At 38.3% G+C, this 16,487-nt stretch carries 15 protein-coding genes; 7 read left to right on the top strand and 8 right to left on the bottom strand.

The window, feature by feature from the left end; genetic code table 11:
* Window positions 1–1,305 (bottom strand): hypothetical protein (locus VGT41_01870; protein ID HEV2601022.1); only part of this gene is annotated, 1,305 nt, incomplete at its 3' end.
* A gap of 407 nt (window positions 1,306–1,712) precedes the next feature.
* On the bottom strand, window positions 1,713–4,382 hold the full coding sequence (locus VGT41_01865) for a sigma 54-interacting transcriptional regulator (GenBank protein ID HEV2601021.1): 2,670 nt from the start codon (window positions 4,380–4,382) through the stop codon (window positions 1,713–1,715).
* A gap of 309 nt (window positions 4,383–4,691) precedes the next feature.
* On the opposite strand from VGT41_01865, the gene nth reads away from it, so the two are divergent.
* Window positions 4,692–5,360 (top strand): endonuclease III, encoded by a 669-nt coding sequence (gene nth / locus VGT41_01860; GenBank protein ID HEV2601020.1) that lies wholly within the window; start codon window positions 4,692–4,694, stop codon window positions 5,358–5,360.
* Between the two features lie 58 nt (window positions 5,361–5,418).
* Here the strand turns inward: nth and VGT41_01855 are convergent, their stop codons facing one another.
* The 3 genes from VGT41_01855 to thrS all read right to left on the bottom strand — a co-directional run bounded on the left by VGT41_01855 (window position 5,419) and on the right by thrS (window position 8,472).
* Window positions 5,419–5,871 carry a hypothetical protein gene (locus VGT41_01855; protein ID HEV2601019.1) on the bottom strand — a complete coding sequence of 151 codons (453 nt, stop codon included), beginning with the start codon at window positions 5,869–5,871 and terminating at the stop codon, window positions 5,419–5,421.
* Between the two features lie 99 nt (window positions 5,872–5,970).
* Window positions 5,971–6,438, bottom strand: a complete 468-nt coding sequence (locus VGT41_01850) for a hypothetical protein (GenBank protein ID HEV2601018.1) — start codon at window positions 6,436–6,438, stop codon at window positions 5,971–5,973.
* A gap of 324 nt (window positions 6,439–6,762) precedes the next feature.
* Window positions 6,763–8,472, bottom strand: coding sequence for a threonine--tRNA ligase (gene thrS / locus VGT41_01845; protein HEV2601017.1), 1,710 nt, complete (start codon window positions 8,470–8,472; stop codon window positions 6,763–6,765).
* 208 nt (window positions 8,473–8,680) lie between these two features.
* On the opposite strand from thrS, the gene VGT41_01840 reads away from it, so the two are divergent.
* A complete protein-coding gene (locus VGT41_01840) occupies window positions 8,681–10,147 on the top strand; it encodes a PhoH family protein (protein HEV2601016.1) in 1,467 nt (488 codons plus the stop codon).
* Window positions 10,148–10,215: 68 nt separating this feature from the next.
* Here the strand turns inward: VGT41_01840 and VGT41_01835 are convergent, their stop codons facing one another.
* Both VGT41_01835 and VGT41_01830 read right to left on the bottom strand, forming a co-directional pair.
* On the bottom strand, window positions 10,216–10,485 hold the full coding sequence (locus VGT41_01835; protein ID HEV2601015.1) for a type II toxin-antitoxin system RelE/ParE family toxin: 270 nt from the start codon (window positions 10,483–10,485) through the stop codon (window positions 10,216–10,218).
* On the bottom strand, window positions 10,482–10,706 hold the full coding sequence (locus tag VGT41_01830; protein HEV2601014.1) for a ParD-like family protein: 225 nt from the start codon (window positions 10,704–10,706) through the stop codon (window positions 10,482–10,484). Before VGT41_01830 ends, VGT41_01835 begins: the two co-directional genes overlap by 4 nt.
* A gap of 194 nt (window positions 10,707–10,900) precedes the next feature.
* Between VGT41_01830 and VGT41_01825 the strand changes: the two genes are divergently transcribed.
* A complete protein-coding gene (locus tag VGT41_01825; protein ID HEV2601013.1) occupies window positions 10,901–11,944 on the top strand; it encodes a hypothetical protein in 1,044 nt (347 codons plus the stop codon).
* A gap of 194 nt (window positions 11,945–12,138) precedes the next feature.
* Window positions 12,139–12,879, top strand: a complete 741-nt coding sequence (locus VGT41_01820) for a deoxynucleoside kinase (protein HEV2601012.1) — start codon at window positions 12,139–12,141, stop codon at window positions 12,877–12,879.
* A gap of 2 nt (window positions 12,880–12,881) precedes the next feature.
* Here the strand turns inward: VGT41_01820 and VGT41_01815 are convergent, their stop codons facing one another.
* Window positions 12,882–14,078: a hypothetical protein gene (locus tag VGT41_01815; protein HEV2601011.1), complete on the bottom strand. Its 1,197-nt coding sequence runs from the start codon at window positions 14,076–14,078 to the stop codon at window positions 12,882–12,884.
* Between the two features lie 426 nt (window positions 14,079–14,504).
* Between VGT41_01815 and VGT41_01810 the strand changes: the two genes are divergently transcribed.
* From VGT41_01810 to VGT41_01800, 3 genes are read left to right on the top strand one after another with little or no spacing between them, the layout of a single operon-like run.
* Window positions 14,505–14,954, top strand: coding sequence for a hypothetical protein (locus VGT41_01810; protein ID HEV2601010.1), 450 nt, complete (start codon window positions 14,505–14,507; stop codon window positions 14,952–14,954).
* Between the two features lie 45 nt (window positions 14,955–14,999).
* Window positions 15,000–15,899, top strand: coding sequence for a hypothetical protein (locus VGT41_01805; GenBank protein HEV2601009.1), 900 nt, complete (start codon window positions 15,000–15,002; stop codon window positions 15,897–15,899).
* A gap of 39 nt (window positions 15,900–15,938) precedes the next feature.
* On the top strand, window positions 15,939–16,445 hold the full coding sequence (locus VGT41_01800; protein ID HEV2601008.1) for a hypothetical protein: 507 nt from the start codon (window positions 15,939–15,941) through the stop codon (window positions 16,443–16,445).
* Window positions 16,446–16,487 lie beyond the last annotated feature (42 nt).

Below are 16,487 nucleotides of genomic sequence, written 5' to 3'. Positions count from 1 at the left end.
TTTAAGATAGCGAGCAAATACAATTATTTCATCCTGCTTGTGGTTACCATACAGACCATTTTTTTGGCGATTAATGATAATATACGCAATCACTATGCCGTGCTGATACACCGGAATAAACATTTCTGCATTAAGAGTTTTTAAGAATGTAAGAACTGCAGTGTTCAGTGGAGTATCTTGATAAAATTGTGAAAATTCTATCTCATTATACAGTAAAATTTTCTGTTTTTTTAAATAGTCTGCTTGAAGAGTGTTTGATAAAAATTGTTTGATCAGGATCTCTGTAGGATGAGGGGTTGGCACAGCTTTTAAACTATTTGAATAGACGCCATCAGAACAGATAATAAACGTCGTGTCTGCTTGATTAATGGCAAAAGTTTGTTCGAAGAAATTTTTCGTGAGCTCGGTAAGTTCTGATTTTTTTGTTATATGGCTGCATGCTTCTAATAATGTTTTAAAGTTATTAATAAAATTATCGCTATATGGTGATTGTACGTGTGGTGTTGCATTCAAAAATCGTAGTTTGATAACAGTATGCATGCAATACGCAATTGCATATGTGATAAATATTGTAGAAACGGCAACTATTGCAGTGAAGTTATGTCGGAATGCGGGTGTTATATACTGTATTGCAAGCATTGCTTCCATACAAATATAAGGGGCGAACAAGTAACATATTATTATTTTAATTTGACGCTTGAGTAATGTTGGTAGCGGATGTTTATACAGATGCCGTATCATACTGAGGGTGCCGGGAATAATATGCAACGAAAGCATGAATAATCCAGCATATCGTATCGCTTTAAATTCTAATGGCATAAGCGAGGAGTCAGAGATCGCCCGTGCATAGTCTCGAGATGCAAGATCAGTAAGGTTGGAGTCAAAAAATGCTATGATAAAAAAATAGAGTGAATATATGGCGCTGCACAGAATGGTTGCTGTATGTCGTCTATTGAGAGTGAAAGACTTGAGAAAAAAGCTTTCGATGAATAATCCGAATGATTGATATTGAATGATGACAAATGCCCAAGAGATGCGAGTCCAAAATATTACAAGAGCGTAAGGTTTTTCAAAAAAGAATAATTTATGTATTAATTTCGTGATCCATGCAATATCACCAAATGAAGAGCCCACAAGAATACCCAGTAAGAGAAACCATGGAGTGCGGATTACCGATGAAGTCAGTCCTAGCGGAATGAGTTTTTTTAATAAATATATTTTTGTAGTGAAAGATAAGATAAGAACGGTGAGTGCAAAGCTATCACTTCGAATTATTTCGCTAATAGGATTCAATATATATATCATTTTTCATCAATTTTTCTTATAAGCGTTGATAAACTCATATGCTCCGATTATACTACTATCCTTGTTGCAATGGTAGCAACAATTTATAAAATAATTTTTAATTAGGGAGTTTTACATGTTACTCTATGCGCGCTTTCTCAGCCTATTACAGGTTATTGTAAAGAAAATGTTTCGATACCCACCCGATTAATTTGCTGTAGGATGCAGAATATTTAAGGAGAGAGCTTTTACATTTTATTTCCGTTAGTTGAAGAGCGATCTATAATTGATATCGGATGTTTTATGCTCTTTGCCGTAATTTACAATTATGTCCATGGTTGTGAATTTTAATGAGGCATACTTTTTAAAAAGTGTGCCTCTTTCTATTGTGATCAGCGTAGTTTGTTGGATTATGTCCTTTTGTACGGTTATAGCAAATTATAATCTTTACATCTTCTATTGATGGAAGAACGATTTACCCCCAAGAATGTCGCAATTTTGGCTTGGCTTTTGAATTTGTTCCATAATATTGTCATAATGCGTGGATCTTTTAAGGCATGCTTACCAAGGCGTGCAGCTTCTATTAATTGGGGATCTGTCAGTTGATATGCAGGATCAAACTTGGTTTCATCATAAATCTGATTTTTCTTTGATCTATTCGTCAGCAGGAGTTGAACCTTATTTTTAAGCTCGTGCAGACTAACCGGGCGGTTATGAGCAATCTGAGATTTTTCTGTTGGTGTTAATTCGAGTAGGCTTTTCAAAGGCTGGCTTTGGATGATTTGTTCAGCAAATCCATCAACCAGTAGTGATAATTCTTGTTCAGGTAATGAAAGGAGTGATGGCAAGTGGAGGGCGGTCTGTTTTAGAACAGCAAAAAGATTCTTTGAGAATGTGCCGTCTTGTATGCATGTTTGTAAGTTTTGATTTGTAGAGCAGATAACTCGTGCGGTACTTGGTACTTTTTGATCACTTTTATAGAGACGATAGAGACCATATTGTAAAAACTCAGCAAGATGTTCCTGGCTTTCCAGGTCAAGTAAATGCACATTCTCGATAAATAAAGTACCTGTTTCATCAAGCTGTTCAAGTAATGCTTGTTCAGGTTGTTTGATGCCGAGGATTGGATTGATACCAAATAATTTGATTATTGTTTCATTTGATTGCACAGGGCCATGGAGTTTTAATCGGTGTAATGTTTCTCTCAAACTAATATGATGGATGATTTCTACTGTTGGTATTATGTCATCATCGGGCATTTCAAGTAAAAGACTCTTTTTCGTAAGGGCCAATTTAAGTAGCTCGATTTTAAATTGTAGTATTGTTTCACTTGAACTCGGAATGAGCTTATTAATGAGTTTTCCTGACTCAGTAGTTTCTAAGTACAGGAGATAATCCCACATGGAAGGATCTTTGAGCAGTTCAATCTGTTTTTTGATAATGTCAGATATCTCTGGGTAGTAGATAGTTATGATCACATTGTTTTTGTCTAAATTAGGCATGCCAGAAATAATTATTTTTTTCCCTTCAGTGTCGAAGGTAAATTGCGTTATCGCTGTTTTATACTCTTCAACTTGTCGTGCAACATTTTTTAATGTTTTGGTAATGGGATGTCCTTCTTGGGCGTTCAGGTTGATTTGAATCAACTCTTTTGCTGCTTTGTTACCAAAAATAAAGTTGCGACTTTTATAAAATATAATCCCAATTTCTTTATCTTTTACCGTACGGATGAATGAGCGGATGCTCTCTTTGTATTGATTGATTTCTTGATTTTTGTGGTAGAGTTCTTCTTTGAGTTCTTTTTCTTGTTGTAGTATAAGATTGAGATTTTTTGTTTGTAGTAGAGATATTATATTGCTGAGATAGCTTGAATAAACAAGCATTTCGTCTCGTTCGGTGTCCCCATAGAAGCTGTTGCTTCGAACATGGCGTTCAACAATGATATACCCGATCATGTTGTTTTTTTCATACAAGGGTATAAAAATATCCGCATCAATTGTTTCAAGAAAATTAATAACTGGATTGTACATTTTCGTTTTTGCATAAAAGTTATTAAATTCTAGTTCATCGTATATAAAAATTTTTGCATGTTTTCCTTCTTCAAGAATTTCTGGTCCATGCGTATCAATGAAGCTTTCAACTAATGACTGAAATTTATCAGTTTCTGTTTGTACGATTGATTCGATCGGTACCTGTTTTTTTGATTGTCTGATATAGAGCATTGTTTTATGCAGGGGGGTATTAAATGCTTCTTTAAATAATGTTTGGGTAATGTGGCGCAGTTCTGCATGTGTTGTAGCGCGACTAAGCTGTTCTAAGATGAGTTTGAATCCATCAACGAATGAGAATTTTTTCTTAGATTCAACATGCCCTCTGAGATTTAAGAATCGCAGAGATATCATGCGGCGGGTACAGTAATGGATGGCGCCAATGAGAAATATGTTTGATAAGCAAACTGATGCAATACTATTAGTTACCCACAATGGGATGAGGTTTGAAAATGGGGTTATTTGTAACATATCAGAAATCCAGAGCGGGATTATAATAGCAGGAAGAAGTACCTTTATTTGTTGTTTTAGTATGCGAGGCAGGGTGCTATTGTATGTTTTCCAAATAATGACACAGATTGTTGAGGGTATTAAAATATATGATAAATATATGATTTCTACCTGGCGGATAAGAAATTCTATGGGCATTCTATCGGTAGGTATAGAGCAATTAAAATCTATACATGCAATGATAATAGTCCATAGTAAAAAACAGCAACTAATGAATGTGAAAATTTTTTGTCTGGGCGATAAATGAGTTGATTGATCTACAAGGCTTTCTAAAAACAGTGTAAGGGATTGATACTGAACAGCAGTCATACCCCATGCTATTCGTAAGATGCATAGATACGCAGGGTAAGGAATTGATGGCACCCATAAGTTGCGAACAAGGTAAAAGATCCAGGTAAGATCACTTGTTGCGGATCCAATAAGTACGAGAATAAGCAAAATCCATGATCGATGGAGATAGGTTTTTGCAAATCGTTGCGATACGAGTCGTGCAATGATATAAATTTTTAATATAAAAAAGAGAGTTGTTACCGTAAACAATAAGTAAGGGCTCTCGAAAAATATTGTAAAGTATTGTATTAGATCTAACATTGTTTGTTGATTTATTATAGTTGGGTAATTATACTGAAAATTCGGGTTCTAACTGTTGAAAACTTGTTGTTGTTAGGGAGTTTTTTATGATTAAATTTAGTTTTTCTCTTTTTCAGTTGCTTTCTTTGGTATTAGTTTTTTTAGGAGACTATCCTCCAGGATGCTAATAGTTCAAAGTTAGCATAAAATCGTTAAATCAACAAACGCGTTCCGTCTGGATGCGTTTGTTGATTTTAATAGTAATATTAAGGGCTGTCTGTGAAAAATGATCGTACTATTCGTGCAATACAGATTGTTGATATCCTGCGAAAGGCAACGTGTGGCATGCAAGAGCTGGCATCTACAACAATCATCAATCAGTTTGGTAAGAATCCCTTTTTAATACTCATTAGCTGTTTATTATCGTTGCGCACCAAAGACACCGTATCATTGCCTGCATCCCAGCGACTGTTTGCCAAGGCTCAGACGCCGCAAGATATTGTACAAATCCCTGTACATGATTTAGAAATTATCATCTATCCGGTGGCATTTTATCGCCGGCGGGCAAAAAATTTGCATGAAGTATGTCGGGATCTGTTGGATCGGTTTAATGGAAGCGTGCCTTCTACTTTGCAAGAACTGTTAACTATTAATGGAGTAGGACTTAAAACGGCGAATCTGGTCCTTGCACAAGGTTTTGATATTCCCGCTATTTGCGTTGATACCCATGTGCATCGGATTTCCAACCGGCTGGGGTTGGTAACTACTGATACGCCAGCGGAGACTGAGCAAGAACTCAAAAAGGTTTTACCGCAGGAATATTGGATTGAATATGGCCAATTGGTGGTTGTGTGGGGGCAAAATATTTGTGTTCCTATCTCACCAAAATGTTCTCAATGTCCCATTATTTCTTTGTGTCCTCGAATTGCTGTTACCACATCTCGATAAAAAAAGACCCACCATAATGGCGAGCCTTTTTTTGGGTAGGGTAGGGCTTGTGTGAAGGTTATAAACCTAATTTGAATTTTAAGTCAGCTAAGGTTGAAGCTGTTCCTCTTTCAATCATAGTGCTTGCAATTGGTTCTGTGCAATATGCTACAGTGCCATACGGGCCATGTACTAATGAGCCTTTGATTCCTCCAAATAGAGGTTGTGTTGCAGTGCAGACATAAGGCGCATAATATATTGTTCCTTTTGATGATTTTTGTTTGGTGTTATAAATTCTGTAATATGTTTGACCGCTTACCCAAACAACACCAAGTTGTTCTGCCTTATCTTTGTTATATTTTGCGATAGCAGAAGTCTGGTCTCCTATTCCGGTGAAGGTGATTGCTTTTACGGTATCAAAGTTTGAGAAAGGAACTAAGGTTCTAATGGTTCTTCGCACATCTGTTGCAAAAAAAAGGCTGAATGATCCGAATAATAAACCAGCAGAGACTATTAATTTTATTGTTTTCATGAGTAACGCTCCTTTTTAATGGTAATTATTTTCTCGATAAAAAAGACCCACCATACAATGGCGAGCCTTTTTTTGGGTAGGGTAGGGCTTGTGTGAAGGTTATAAACCTAATTTGAATTTTAAATCAGCTAAAGTTGAAGCGGTGTTTTTTTCGGTCGCAGTACTTGAAATTGGTGTCATACAGTATCCTGTTGTACCAGCAGTTACACCTGGATTATCCGTTGCAGCATTTACCAATGAACCTTTGATGCCGCCAAATAGTGGTTGTGTCGTTGGACACGTAGAGCCCATTGCGGTTGATCCGATAGGTGATTTTTTGTTAGAATTGTAAGCTCGATAATATACTTGACCGCTTACCCAGACAACACCATCTTGTTCGGCTTTATTTTTATTATACATTGAGATAGCAGAAGTCTGGTCACCTGTTCCCGTAAAGGTGATTGCTTTTACGGTATCAAATGATCCAAAAGGTATCAAAACAGTAGATGTTCTTCGAACGTCCGTTGCAAATAGGCTGAATGATCCGAATAATAATCCTGCAGATACTATTAATTTTATTGTTTTCATGAATAACGCTCCTTTTTAATGGTAATCATTTATTAATTACTATCTTATCAGGCAGTGTATTCAAATAGCAACAATTTGATAAATTTTTTATACCAATCAAATGGGGGTTCGTGCGCCATTCGTGTTTGGCCGTGAATTGGCTCAACGTGAGGCGAAAAGTCCATGAAAAGGGGAAAATGGATCAAAACGTGGTCCGCCGAAGCCAGACTGCGTATAAAGCTTCCCACTGTCGCCAAGACTGCATATAGGACAGGTCGTAAAGCGCAGGCGGAAGAGGGGGCATTGCTGCCCCCTCTTCCGCAAAGTCTATTTTTGGTGTGCTATTTATGATTGATTGAGCTCGTTTGCCTTTTCAATCAGTTGTTCGAAGGTAAGACCAAATTCTTGTTTACCATTCAAATGCCGCAGAGTGAGTGTGTTGGTATCCATCTCTTTTTGTCCAATAACCACCATCCAGGGGATGTTTTGTAGCTGAGCTGATTTAATCTGGCCAGCGAGTGGATCTGAACTTTCATCGATTTCCACGCGAAAATCTTTGGCAGTGAGCTGCTCGGCAATTGCACGTGCATACGGTTTATGGCTGTCTGTGATAGTGAGTACCTGGATTTGTACAGGCGCCAACCAGAAAGGAAGTTTTCCTTGATAATGTTCAAGTAACACACCCAAGAATCGTTCAAATGAACCATAGATGGCTCGGTGAATCATGACCGGGCGTTTTTTTGTGCCGTCGCTATCATTATAACTGAGATCGAAATTTTCCGGTTGGAAGAAATCAAGTTGGACGGTGCCACATTGCCAGCTACGTCCCATTGAATCTTTGATATGAAATTCTATTTTTGGTCCGTAAAATGCCCCTTCTCCTTCAAGAAGCTCATATGCAACATGTGCTTTTTCTAGCGCATGCTTAAGAGCATTTGTTGCTTGATTCCACAGTTCTTCACTTCCCATTGAATTTTCAGGACGCGTTGAAAGGGCAACATTGATTGAATCAAATCCGAATTTTTTCAGAACTTCAAAAGTGATGGCAATAGTTGTTCGTACTTCTTCTTCAATTTGAGCAGGGGTACAGTAAATATGCCCATCATCAATAGTAAATGCGCGTACTCGAAATAGTCCATGGAGTACGCCTGATAGTTCGTGTCGGTGTACAAGACCAAAATCTGCTAAACGCATCGGGAGCTCACGATATGATCGTGGGCGCTCTCGGTAAATGAGTATGGAGCCGGGGCAGTTCATTGGTTTTACTGCATACGTACCCTGTTCAACAGTACAAAAATACATATTGTTTTTGTAATGGGCATAATGTCCCGATTGCTTCCACAATTCATCGCTGAGCATGGTCGGGGTTGCGATTTCAAGATAGTGTGCTTTTTTCAGTTGTTTACGCAGATACTGTTTCATCACATCCAAAATAGTTGTCCCTTTGGGATGAAAAAAGGGAAATCCAGTACCTTCGACATGGAATGAAAAAAGATCGAGTTGTTTGCCAAGTTTACGATGGTCATATTTGAGAGCTTGCTCTTTTCTTGCTTCATATGCATGGAGCTCTTCTGCAGTGTGAAAAGCGGTTCCAGAGATGCGTTGCAGCGGTTGGTTGTTGCGATCTGCTCGCCAATAAGCACCTGAAATTGCTTCTAACTTAAAATGTTTAAGTATTCCTGTTGATGCAACGTGACCGCCACGACATAGATCATAAAAATCACCTTGTACTGATAGTCCAACGGTATCTCCTTCGATGCCATCAATAAGCTCAAGTTTAAAGCGGTTTTCGCAATAAAGCATGCGAGCTTTTTCTTTGGTGATTTCTTCATGGGTAATAGGTAAATTTCGTTGTACAATATCATGCATTTTTGCGCTGATTTGCTCAAGATCCTGTTCTCTAAAATTGGTCGTGGGGAGAAAATCATAGAAAAAGCCGTCGGCCGTTGCAGGTCCGATGGTGAGTTTGGTGTCAGGAAATAGCTCGACTACTGCTTGTGCGAGTAAATGCGCAACTGAGTGACGTAAGATTTTTAAATCTTGATCGGATTGCATGATGTCTCCTTTTGCAAAATTAATATGAAAACAACCATATAAAATATAGCAAAAATAATGATAAATCATAGCTGACGGATGGATGTGTGCATGGAAGTATTTAATTTAAAGATATTAAGATTGCGTCCTTTAAATCACTATGTTAGCTTTCTTGAAAAATGGAAATGGGCGATAGTTATGTGAAGCCTCAATAAAAAGTGAGAGTGAAATGGCGCAAAAAATATATCTTCTTGATACAAATGTATTGATTTATAACCCTCATGCACTGTTTTCTTTCGGAAGTGCAATGGTGGGCATACCAGCGGTAATCTTGGAAGAGTTGGATGTGTTCAAGCGAGAGCCGAGCGATCGGGGGCGTAGTGCGCGGGAAGTGATTCGGATATTAGATTCGTTGCGCGCAGCAGGCTCTCTAAAAGATGGGGTACCGTTAGAAACGGGTGGAACATTGAGAGTTGTTTTTTTGCAAGAAGGCTCTATTCCACATCTTCCTTTTAAAATAGCCACCAATGATAATGAGATATTATTAACCGCCTTTTTTTTAAAACAGCAAAATTTTGAAGTGCATTTGATTTCAAAAGATTTGAACGTTCGCATTAAAGCAGATGCGCTTAATATTATTGCGGAAGATTATTTAACTCAAAATCTGACGCCAGAATCGTTTTATCGCGGATGGCAGCGGCTTGAAGTTCCTGCAGTGCAGCTTAAAAAAGAGGTGCCTGATGCGGTTAATGATCTGATTAGTGCTGGCTCATTACAGCGCAATGAATTTATTATTGTTGAAAGTCAGCATAATGCGTATAACTATCGACTTATGCGATATTGTGGTGGGTCGAAGGTTATTAACGTTCAGGAGCCAGCACTTAAATGGCCGTTGAAAGCGCGTAATGCGCAGCAGTTAATGGCCCTTAATTTGTTACTTGATCCAGATATTCAGCTGATCACATTATTTGGTCCAGCCGGAACAGGGAAAACCTTTTTAGCATTACTTGCTGGTTTGCATTCAGTGCTGGTGACTGATGAATTTAAAAAGTTATTAATCGCACGACCAGTAATTCCTTTGGGGCGTGATGTTGGGTATTTACCAGGAACCTTACAGGAAAAATTGTATAGTTGGATGTTGCCTGTGTATGATAACATGGAATTGATTTTGCATAACGCGGCAATTGGGTCTCATCGCAAATCATTAGAAGATATGGGTGATAATCAGCATCATCGTCGACAGCATCATGAACAGCGCCATGATCAACATCGCAAAAAACGAGGTAAATTTGATGATAGGCGGCGTGGTGGTAATGGTCGTCAGGATTACGGCGGGCATCGTGCAGATAAAATGGGGCTTAAGCCGCTCGATTATTTAATTGAAGATGAAAAAATTAGTCTCGAAGCAATTACCTATATGCGGGGTCGTTCTATTCCCTATCAATTTATTTTAATTGATGAAGTGCAAAATTTAACGCCGCATGAAGTAAAAACAATTGTGAGTCGTGTGGGTGAAGGAAGTAAGCTGGTGCTTGCAGGAGATCCGTATCAGATTGATTCACCCTATCTTGATTTTAGTAGTAACGGGTTGGTTGTGGTGAATGAGAAATTTAAAGGACAGGCGCTTTTTGGATCTGTGTATTTAGAAATCAGTGAACGAAGTGCGCTGAGTCAGTTGGCGATCGATTTGTTGTAGAAGTTTTTGGTAATACAAGAGCCGATGGGATTATAAATACTCATCGGCTCTTAAAATATAGATTTTATCTATTTTAAATCACGATAGAAATTTTCATGTGACCCAAGTGCTAGAAGTATTAATTGTAGCTCATCATAAACAGCTGTATAAGCAAGTAATGTGAGTTGTTTGTTCATTTTAAACTTGTAGACACGTACGCCGCCCAAATCACCCTTTTTTCCGTCTCCAATAGATGGGTCTTTACAAATCGCTTGTATAGCAATATCCAAATCACATTTTTGATTTTTATGTAATTTTTTGACTTGGCTTTTAAACGTGGGAGTTTGCAGGATATTCATGCTTTACTATCGAATGTGTATGCCTCAAGCTTCCCCGCCTTAGATTCTTCTTGCGCAATCAGAAGGGCTTTGATAAATTCATACGTCAAATCGGGGTTTTCCTCTGCAATTTTACCTATTTTTACCCAGTACTCAATTTGACCTGCTATTGAACGATTGAGCGCCTTAGACATGATCTTTGCATCACTAACAATACTTTCAGATAACTTTACTGAAGACATATATAACTCCTTGATAACGAAATGCTATATAATGCAATGTATCGCAAATTGTGCCAAAATACAACCTTTTGGGTTTTGCTCGCCTGCGGGTTTCATTGACAAGCTGAAATCAAATAAGCTATTTTTGTTTATATAAAGGTCATTGTATTAAAAATCACGCCGGAGCTTTATGCGTAGGCGGAAGGGGATAAAGAATGAAGAAACTTATTTTATTTTTTACGGCTTTTCTATTGCTGCCAGTCACATTACAGGCTATTTTCAAAAATTGTACCGTGTTGCGTAATAAAAATACCGGTCAGCGAGTTTTTGTTCTTTCAGAGACGCATATTGATGAAGCTGATATGCATAATACATTTGAACAGAGGACAGATCTTTTTACTGTTGTGCAAGCTCTTGAAAATCGAGGAGAATCGGTTCGGTTTCTCGTAGAAGATTCAATACGGCAGAATGTTGAGGGTGCAACTACGTTGTTACGGCAAGAGGATCCAGGCTTTTTATATGCGCTGCAGGATTGCTTTGCGGGTCGTTTCGATCAGAATGGCTCACGAGGTGGTGATAAGATAACAGAGTTGCTTAAGCAGTGGTTTGATATGTTTACTGAGGTAGAGAACGGGCAACGGCAGGCTTCAGCGTTGTTCTTATTAGAAAAACATTTAGATGCTTTGGGAGTGCCGGTTAAAAATATAGAGATTAGAGATATCTTTTTTGATTTTATAGTCAACAATATGGATATGAAAGCAGCTGTTATGGATATATTGCATCTTGATGAAAAGGAGCGTAAAGGGGTTCGTGGATTGTATAGGATTATGATGGGAAAAACGGTAAAAAGTATTAAGAGCGTGCAGATTAAAGATAAGTTGCTTGATTTTATATATAGTACTTACCCTGTATTGGATACAGGGAATATGTTTGCAGGATCACAGTATATGGTGGACGCTACTGCGATCGATGATATTTATCAACATGTACATGTACAAAATATTTTTTTATGTGCAGGTGGATTGCACACCGAAAAAGTTGTTGAGTTTTTAAAATCGACGGGCGATTATGATCAGATTTATTTTGTTGGAAAAATGTCACTTACTGACGACGAATATAAGGAATTAGAAAAAGCTGGTAAACCCGTTCCGTTATATCCAATTAATATACAACAAACGATTATGCAGGGCTTAGGTCGTGCAGAAGATCTTGATAGGGCAGAAGAGCGTAAGAAATTGCGCCCTAAATCGAAATTATAAAAATCTGGTTTTTATTTTGAATTATGAAAAGCGCCAATGGATTATAAACATTCATTGGCGCTTTTTATCGTTTAATCTATAGTATAGAGCGAAATTAAAAAATGAATAAAATGGTTCAATGCTGAGTTAGGTAGTTTTATTATAGAGACGATTATAGGATACAGTCATTACGGTTTCGGGAGAAAAATAATACAATGCATATTTTTAATAAGATGGTATATCTACTGCTGGCTGTTATAATCACATCATCACATGCACTCGCCCAACAAACCGGTTGTTTTTTTGTGGAAGGCGCTACGGGTGTGGGAAAGACAACGTTTGTCCAATTACTCAAAAATAATCTTCCTGATGTTGCAATTGTATATGAGCCAGTTGAATCATTTACCAATGTTCATGGGGCAGGCAATATATTAGAACTTTTCTTTAGTGATCCTAAACGATGGACGTTTACTACTAACATTTATATTACGCTGATGCATGCTCAGGCCGCGAAACAATCTATGAATACTGCAATGATGATTGTCGATCGTTCATTGTATGCAGATTGTTATGTATATGGAAAAATGGCCTGTGAGACGGGCATGATAAGTGCACTTGAATGGAATGTCTATAAAGATTTTTTTATGTGGATTACAAATAACAACGCAATAAAGCCATGTGGTTTTATTTATTTGAAGGCTCCTGCCCAAGTGGTGCTAAGGCGCGTTCAGCAGCGAGATAGAATTGAAGAAAAGGACTTGCCGTTACAGTACCAAATAAATCAAGAGCGATATTATAATGAATGGTTCATTGAAAAAAAAGATATTGCGCACGATATAGCCCAAATTCCTGTACTTATTATTGATGCAACACAAAATTTTAAAGATGATTGTGCCATTCAAGAAAAATGTCTTAATGATGTTAAAGAATTTATTGTATCTTCACAAAATAGCTGATCTCAAGTTGGCTTTACGATAAAATCCTGTAGCCGTGTATTGATATCATCATAATCGAGCAAGGTAAGCCACGGCCAATAATTCATTTCATAACCTTCTTCATGTTTGGATACCTGTATCAGTGGTAACTGTGTAGTGATAGAATACCCGAGCTGCTGTAAATAATTTTCAACAGCTAATGTATGCCAGATTCCGGCAAATAAAATAACAGTTTCTGTTTTTGGCGATGCATGGGCTTCTACTATTTTTTGTAAAAATCCTAATTCGCTGAGTAGCATTGCGGGTTGTGCAAGAGTTTGTATTATTGGAAATGCATTATCAAACGATTTTTGTTTTTTGAAGATTTTATACATTACTTGGTTGATAGTAAGGTTTATCTTTTTTTTATAGGGCTCTATGCTTGTGTAGGCGTTGTATATAACAGTTTCTTTTTCTTGTTTGAGCGTTGCAATGAAATCATCGGTCGCTAGGTTGCATTGCGCAAGAGAATTGATCAGTGTATCAAGTTCTGCGTTCAGTTCCGTTAAGCGTTGTACATACGTTTGTAGGGTTACTCTTGGATGAATACCTTGTAGTAGTAATTGGATTGGATGAGTAAATAAAGCTTTTTTGACCAGTGCAAAGTATACATCATTAGTGTTGTATGGAACATAATCTTTGGTCGCAACTATTTCTTTATATGTTTTTTTGGACATAGTTTCTGGGAAAATATAGAGAAAGTTTTGCATCATTAAACATACTGACATATCGACACTAATACGTTGGTCGGCTGTGGCAATAGTATCTATTCTTTTCCATGTGGTTTGATTATCCATACTGTCAACAAAGAGTTGACTAAGAAGGTGTCGTGGTTCTCTCAAGCTTATAATAGGACAATTTCTTGATAAGTATGATAATTTACGTAATATCCAGGAGTAAAAATATAACTTTTGATACCAGAAAGAAAGGGTTCTCTGGTTTGGAATGGGCTGTTCAATGATGAGACTTGTTTGATGTTGCATATCTTTTAGAAATCCTCCCAGTTGCTCGCGTTGTACTGGATCCAGGAAGTTTTCTGCTATTCCATAATGTATATCTTCTAAAAGGATGATTTTTTTATTGGCAGCAGGTGATTTGAGTATTGTAGCGGATACGACCGTGGTGAAACTATTTTTTGATCCAAGTAAAAGGATTAAAAAGAATATTGTTTTATTGTTCATTATAATATCCCCGATTAATTGTTAATTACGTTACAGCTTATACGAAAATTTAATAAGTACAGCCTTTTAATCTTGCGTTGATTTTTCTGTTTTTATCATTAGTGTATTGACGTTGTTGAGAGAAGAAATAAAAAGGAAGGAGTAAAAAAATGAGTCAAAGAACTAAAGATTATCTATTCTGGGCGAGTAGCTTCTGGTTTGCAATCCTCGTATCAAAAATAATGCATTTGTATGGGTTGTAAGAGGATTGATGAAGCAAAAAATAATGAATGTTGTGGGGCAGTAAACGCTGCCCTATTTTTTTGTGTGCATAGAGGGTACCAGGGGCTTTCTTTAGGGCTATGCTCTCATAAGGGCGGTTGCAAATAGAATTGTCTGGTTTATACTATTTGTATTGATAAAGGTTAATTCAGTAGGGGGGTTACTATGAAATCAATATTAAAAAAGCTATTTTTGACCATTATTGCCGGGGCAGCTTTGCAAATAGGCGGTTCTGTGTGTGCGGCAAGCCAGTTGGGCGGTCTTTATAAAAGTGGAACTACTATCGCGCTTGAAAACGTAGCTAAGGCATGCAAAAACGCTGGTAAAGCAATGCAGAAGGCGGCTAGTATGACCAAGGCCAAATGCAGCAAGAGACCGATGGGAACAATATTGTTGGCTTCTCTGAGCGGCTGTTTGGCGGCAGCAAGTATCGGCTACTACTGCGCATATAAAAGGGCGCTAAACCGTGCTGATGATAAGAAACGGTCTGATAGAGAGAGAGATAGGCAGCGCGAAGAGGACGAAATCTTTGCTTATGGACTATGTTCAATGACATTTGGTCTGTTGGCAGGGGCTGGAATAGCGGGCACGGCAGCGCTAGTTTTCGGAAACTAATTTTTTGTTGAGCGTTTAAAGAAATGGATTAATGGAGGTTTTATCATGAATTCAATATCAAAAAAAATATTTTTAGCCGTTATTGCCGGGGCAGCTTTGCAGGCAGGTAATTCTGCGTACGGAGCAAGCCAGTTAGGCGGCCTTTATAAAAGCGGTGCTACGGTTGCACTTGCAACTGCAGACAAGGCGATAGATGTGATCAAAAAGCATGGTCCGATGGTCGGAATGGCCGGCACAGCAGCGTTGGCTGGAATCGCTAGTGCGGTCTTTGCTAAGTGGGCTAAATATCACTGCGATGAACGCCAATGGGCGTTAGCTGCTGCCGAACGAGCGAAGGTATCTGGAAATTGGTTCCAGCGCAGTTATTATGATAACCATTTAAACGTCGCAAGAGAAAATAGGATTCAAGCTTTGATATGTGGCGCAGGAGCAGTAAGCGAAGCAGCGGTAGGAGCGGCATGCCTACATGAGATGGGAGCTCTACAATATGCGATAAATCAAGTGCGTAAAAATGGACCTATCGTATGCAAAGCCATCACAGATGCTTGCAAAGGTGCTGGTAAGATGATGCAGAAAGTTATGCAACATGAAGATGTGCAGCAGGAGATCAGTATTTTGGGCGGCAGAGCAGCGGGAGGAGTAGTTATTGCGCTCGTGAGCTGTTACTTGGCGGCAAAAAGTGTTAAGGAATATCGTGCATATCAAGACGCATTAAAACATGCTCAAGGTGCAAAATCATGGCATGAACAGTGGGATGAAAATGATCAACCTTACACTAAAGAATATTGGCTGAATCGAGCATCAGATTGCAAAGGGAAATCTGTTATATGTGGCATCACAGCAGCGTTTGAAGCGGGTTTAGCAGCGTGTGTTGGTGCAGAAGTTCTTGAAGCTCTACCAGTAGCAGCAAATTTTGCAGTTGAATCAGCAGCAAATGCATTGTAATAGTAAAAAGAATTTAAATGGATTAATGGAGGTTTTATCATGAACTCAATATCAAAAAAAATATTTTTAGTCGTTATTGCCGGAGTGGCTGTGCAAGCAGGTAATTCTGCGTACGGAGCAAGCCAGTTAGGCGGTCTTTATAAAAGCGGTGCTACGGTTGCACTTGAGAATGTAGCCAAGGCGTTCAAAAGCGCTGGTAATATGATGCGGAACATTTCAAAAGATGAGACAATTCAATTAATGGTAGGTGCAGTTAAGAATAGTAGCCAGGAAGCAAAAAATTGTGCGCTTTTCAGTAGTTTCTTGGCAGCTTCGAGTATCTGGCAGTATCGGTTGTATCGAGATGCATTAATTCGCGCTGAAAAGGAGAAGGAGCCATCTGATGATGAGCAAGGCGTTTGGCGTGATGACAGTGGTCGTTTACACTGTGGACCTAAAAAAATATATTGGTTAGAACGAGCTTCTTCCAAGAAGACGGGTTCTTTTGTATTTGGTGTACTCTCAGCGGCATATGCAGCAGGATGTCGTGCATATCTTGGCCAGTAGCGGCAAACGTATTGTAATAATATAAAAAAATAAATAATGGAT

The sequence above is a fragment of the Candidatus Babeliales bacterium genome (genome assembly GCA_035944115.1).
Lineage (GTDB): Bacteria > Babelota > Babeliae > Babelales > Vermiphilaceae > DASZBJ01.
Note: the sequence above shows the minus strand (reverse complement) of the source record. Positions and strands in the feature narration are given on the sequence as shown.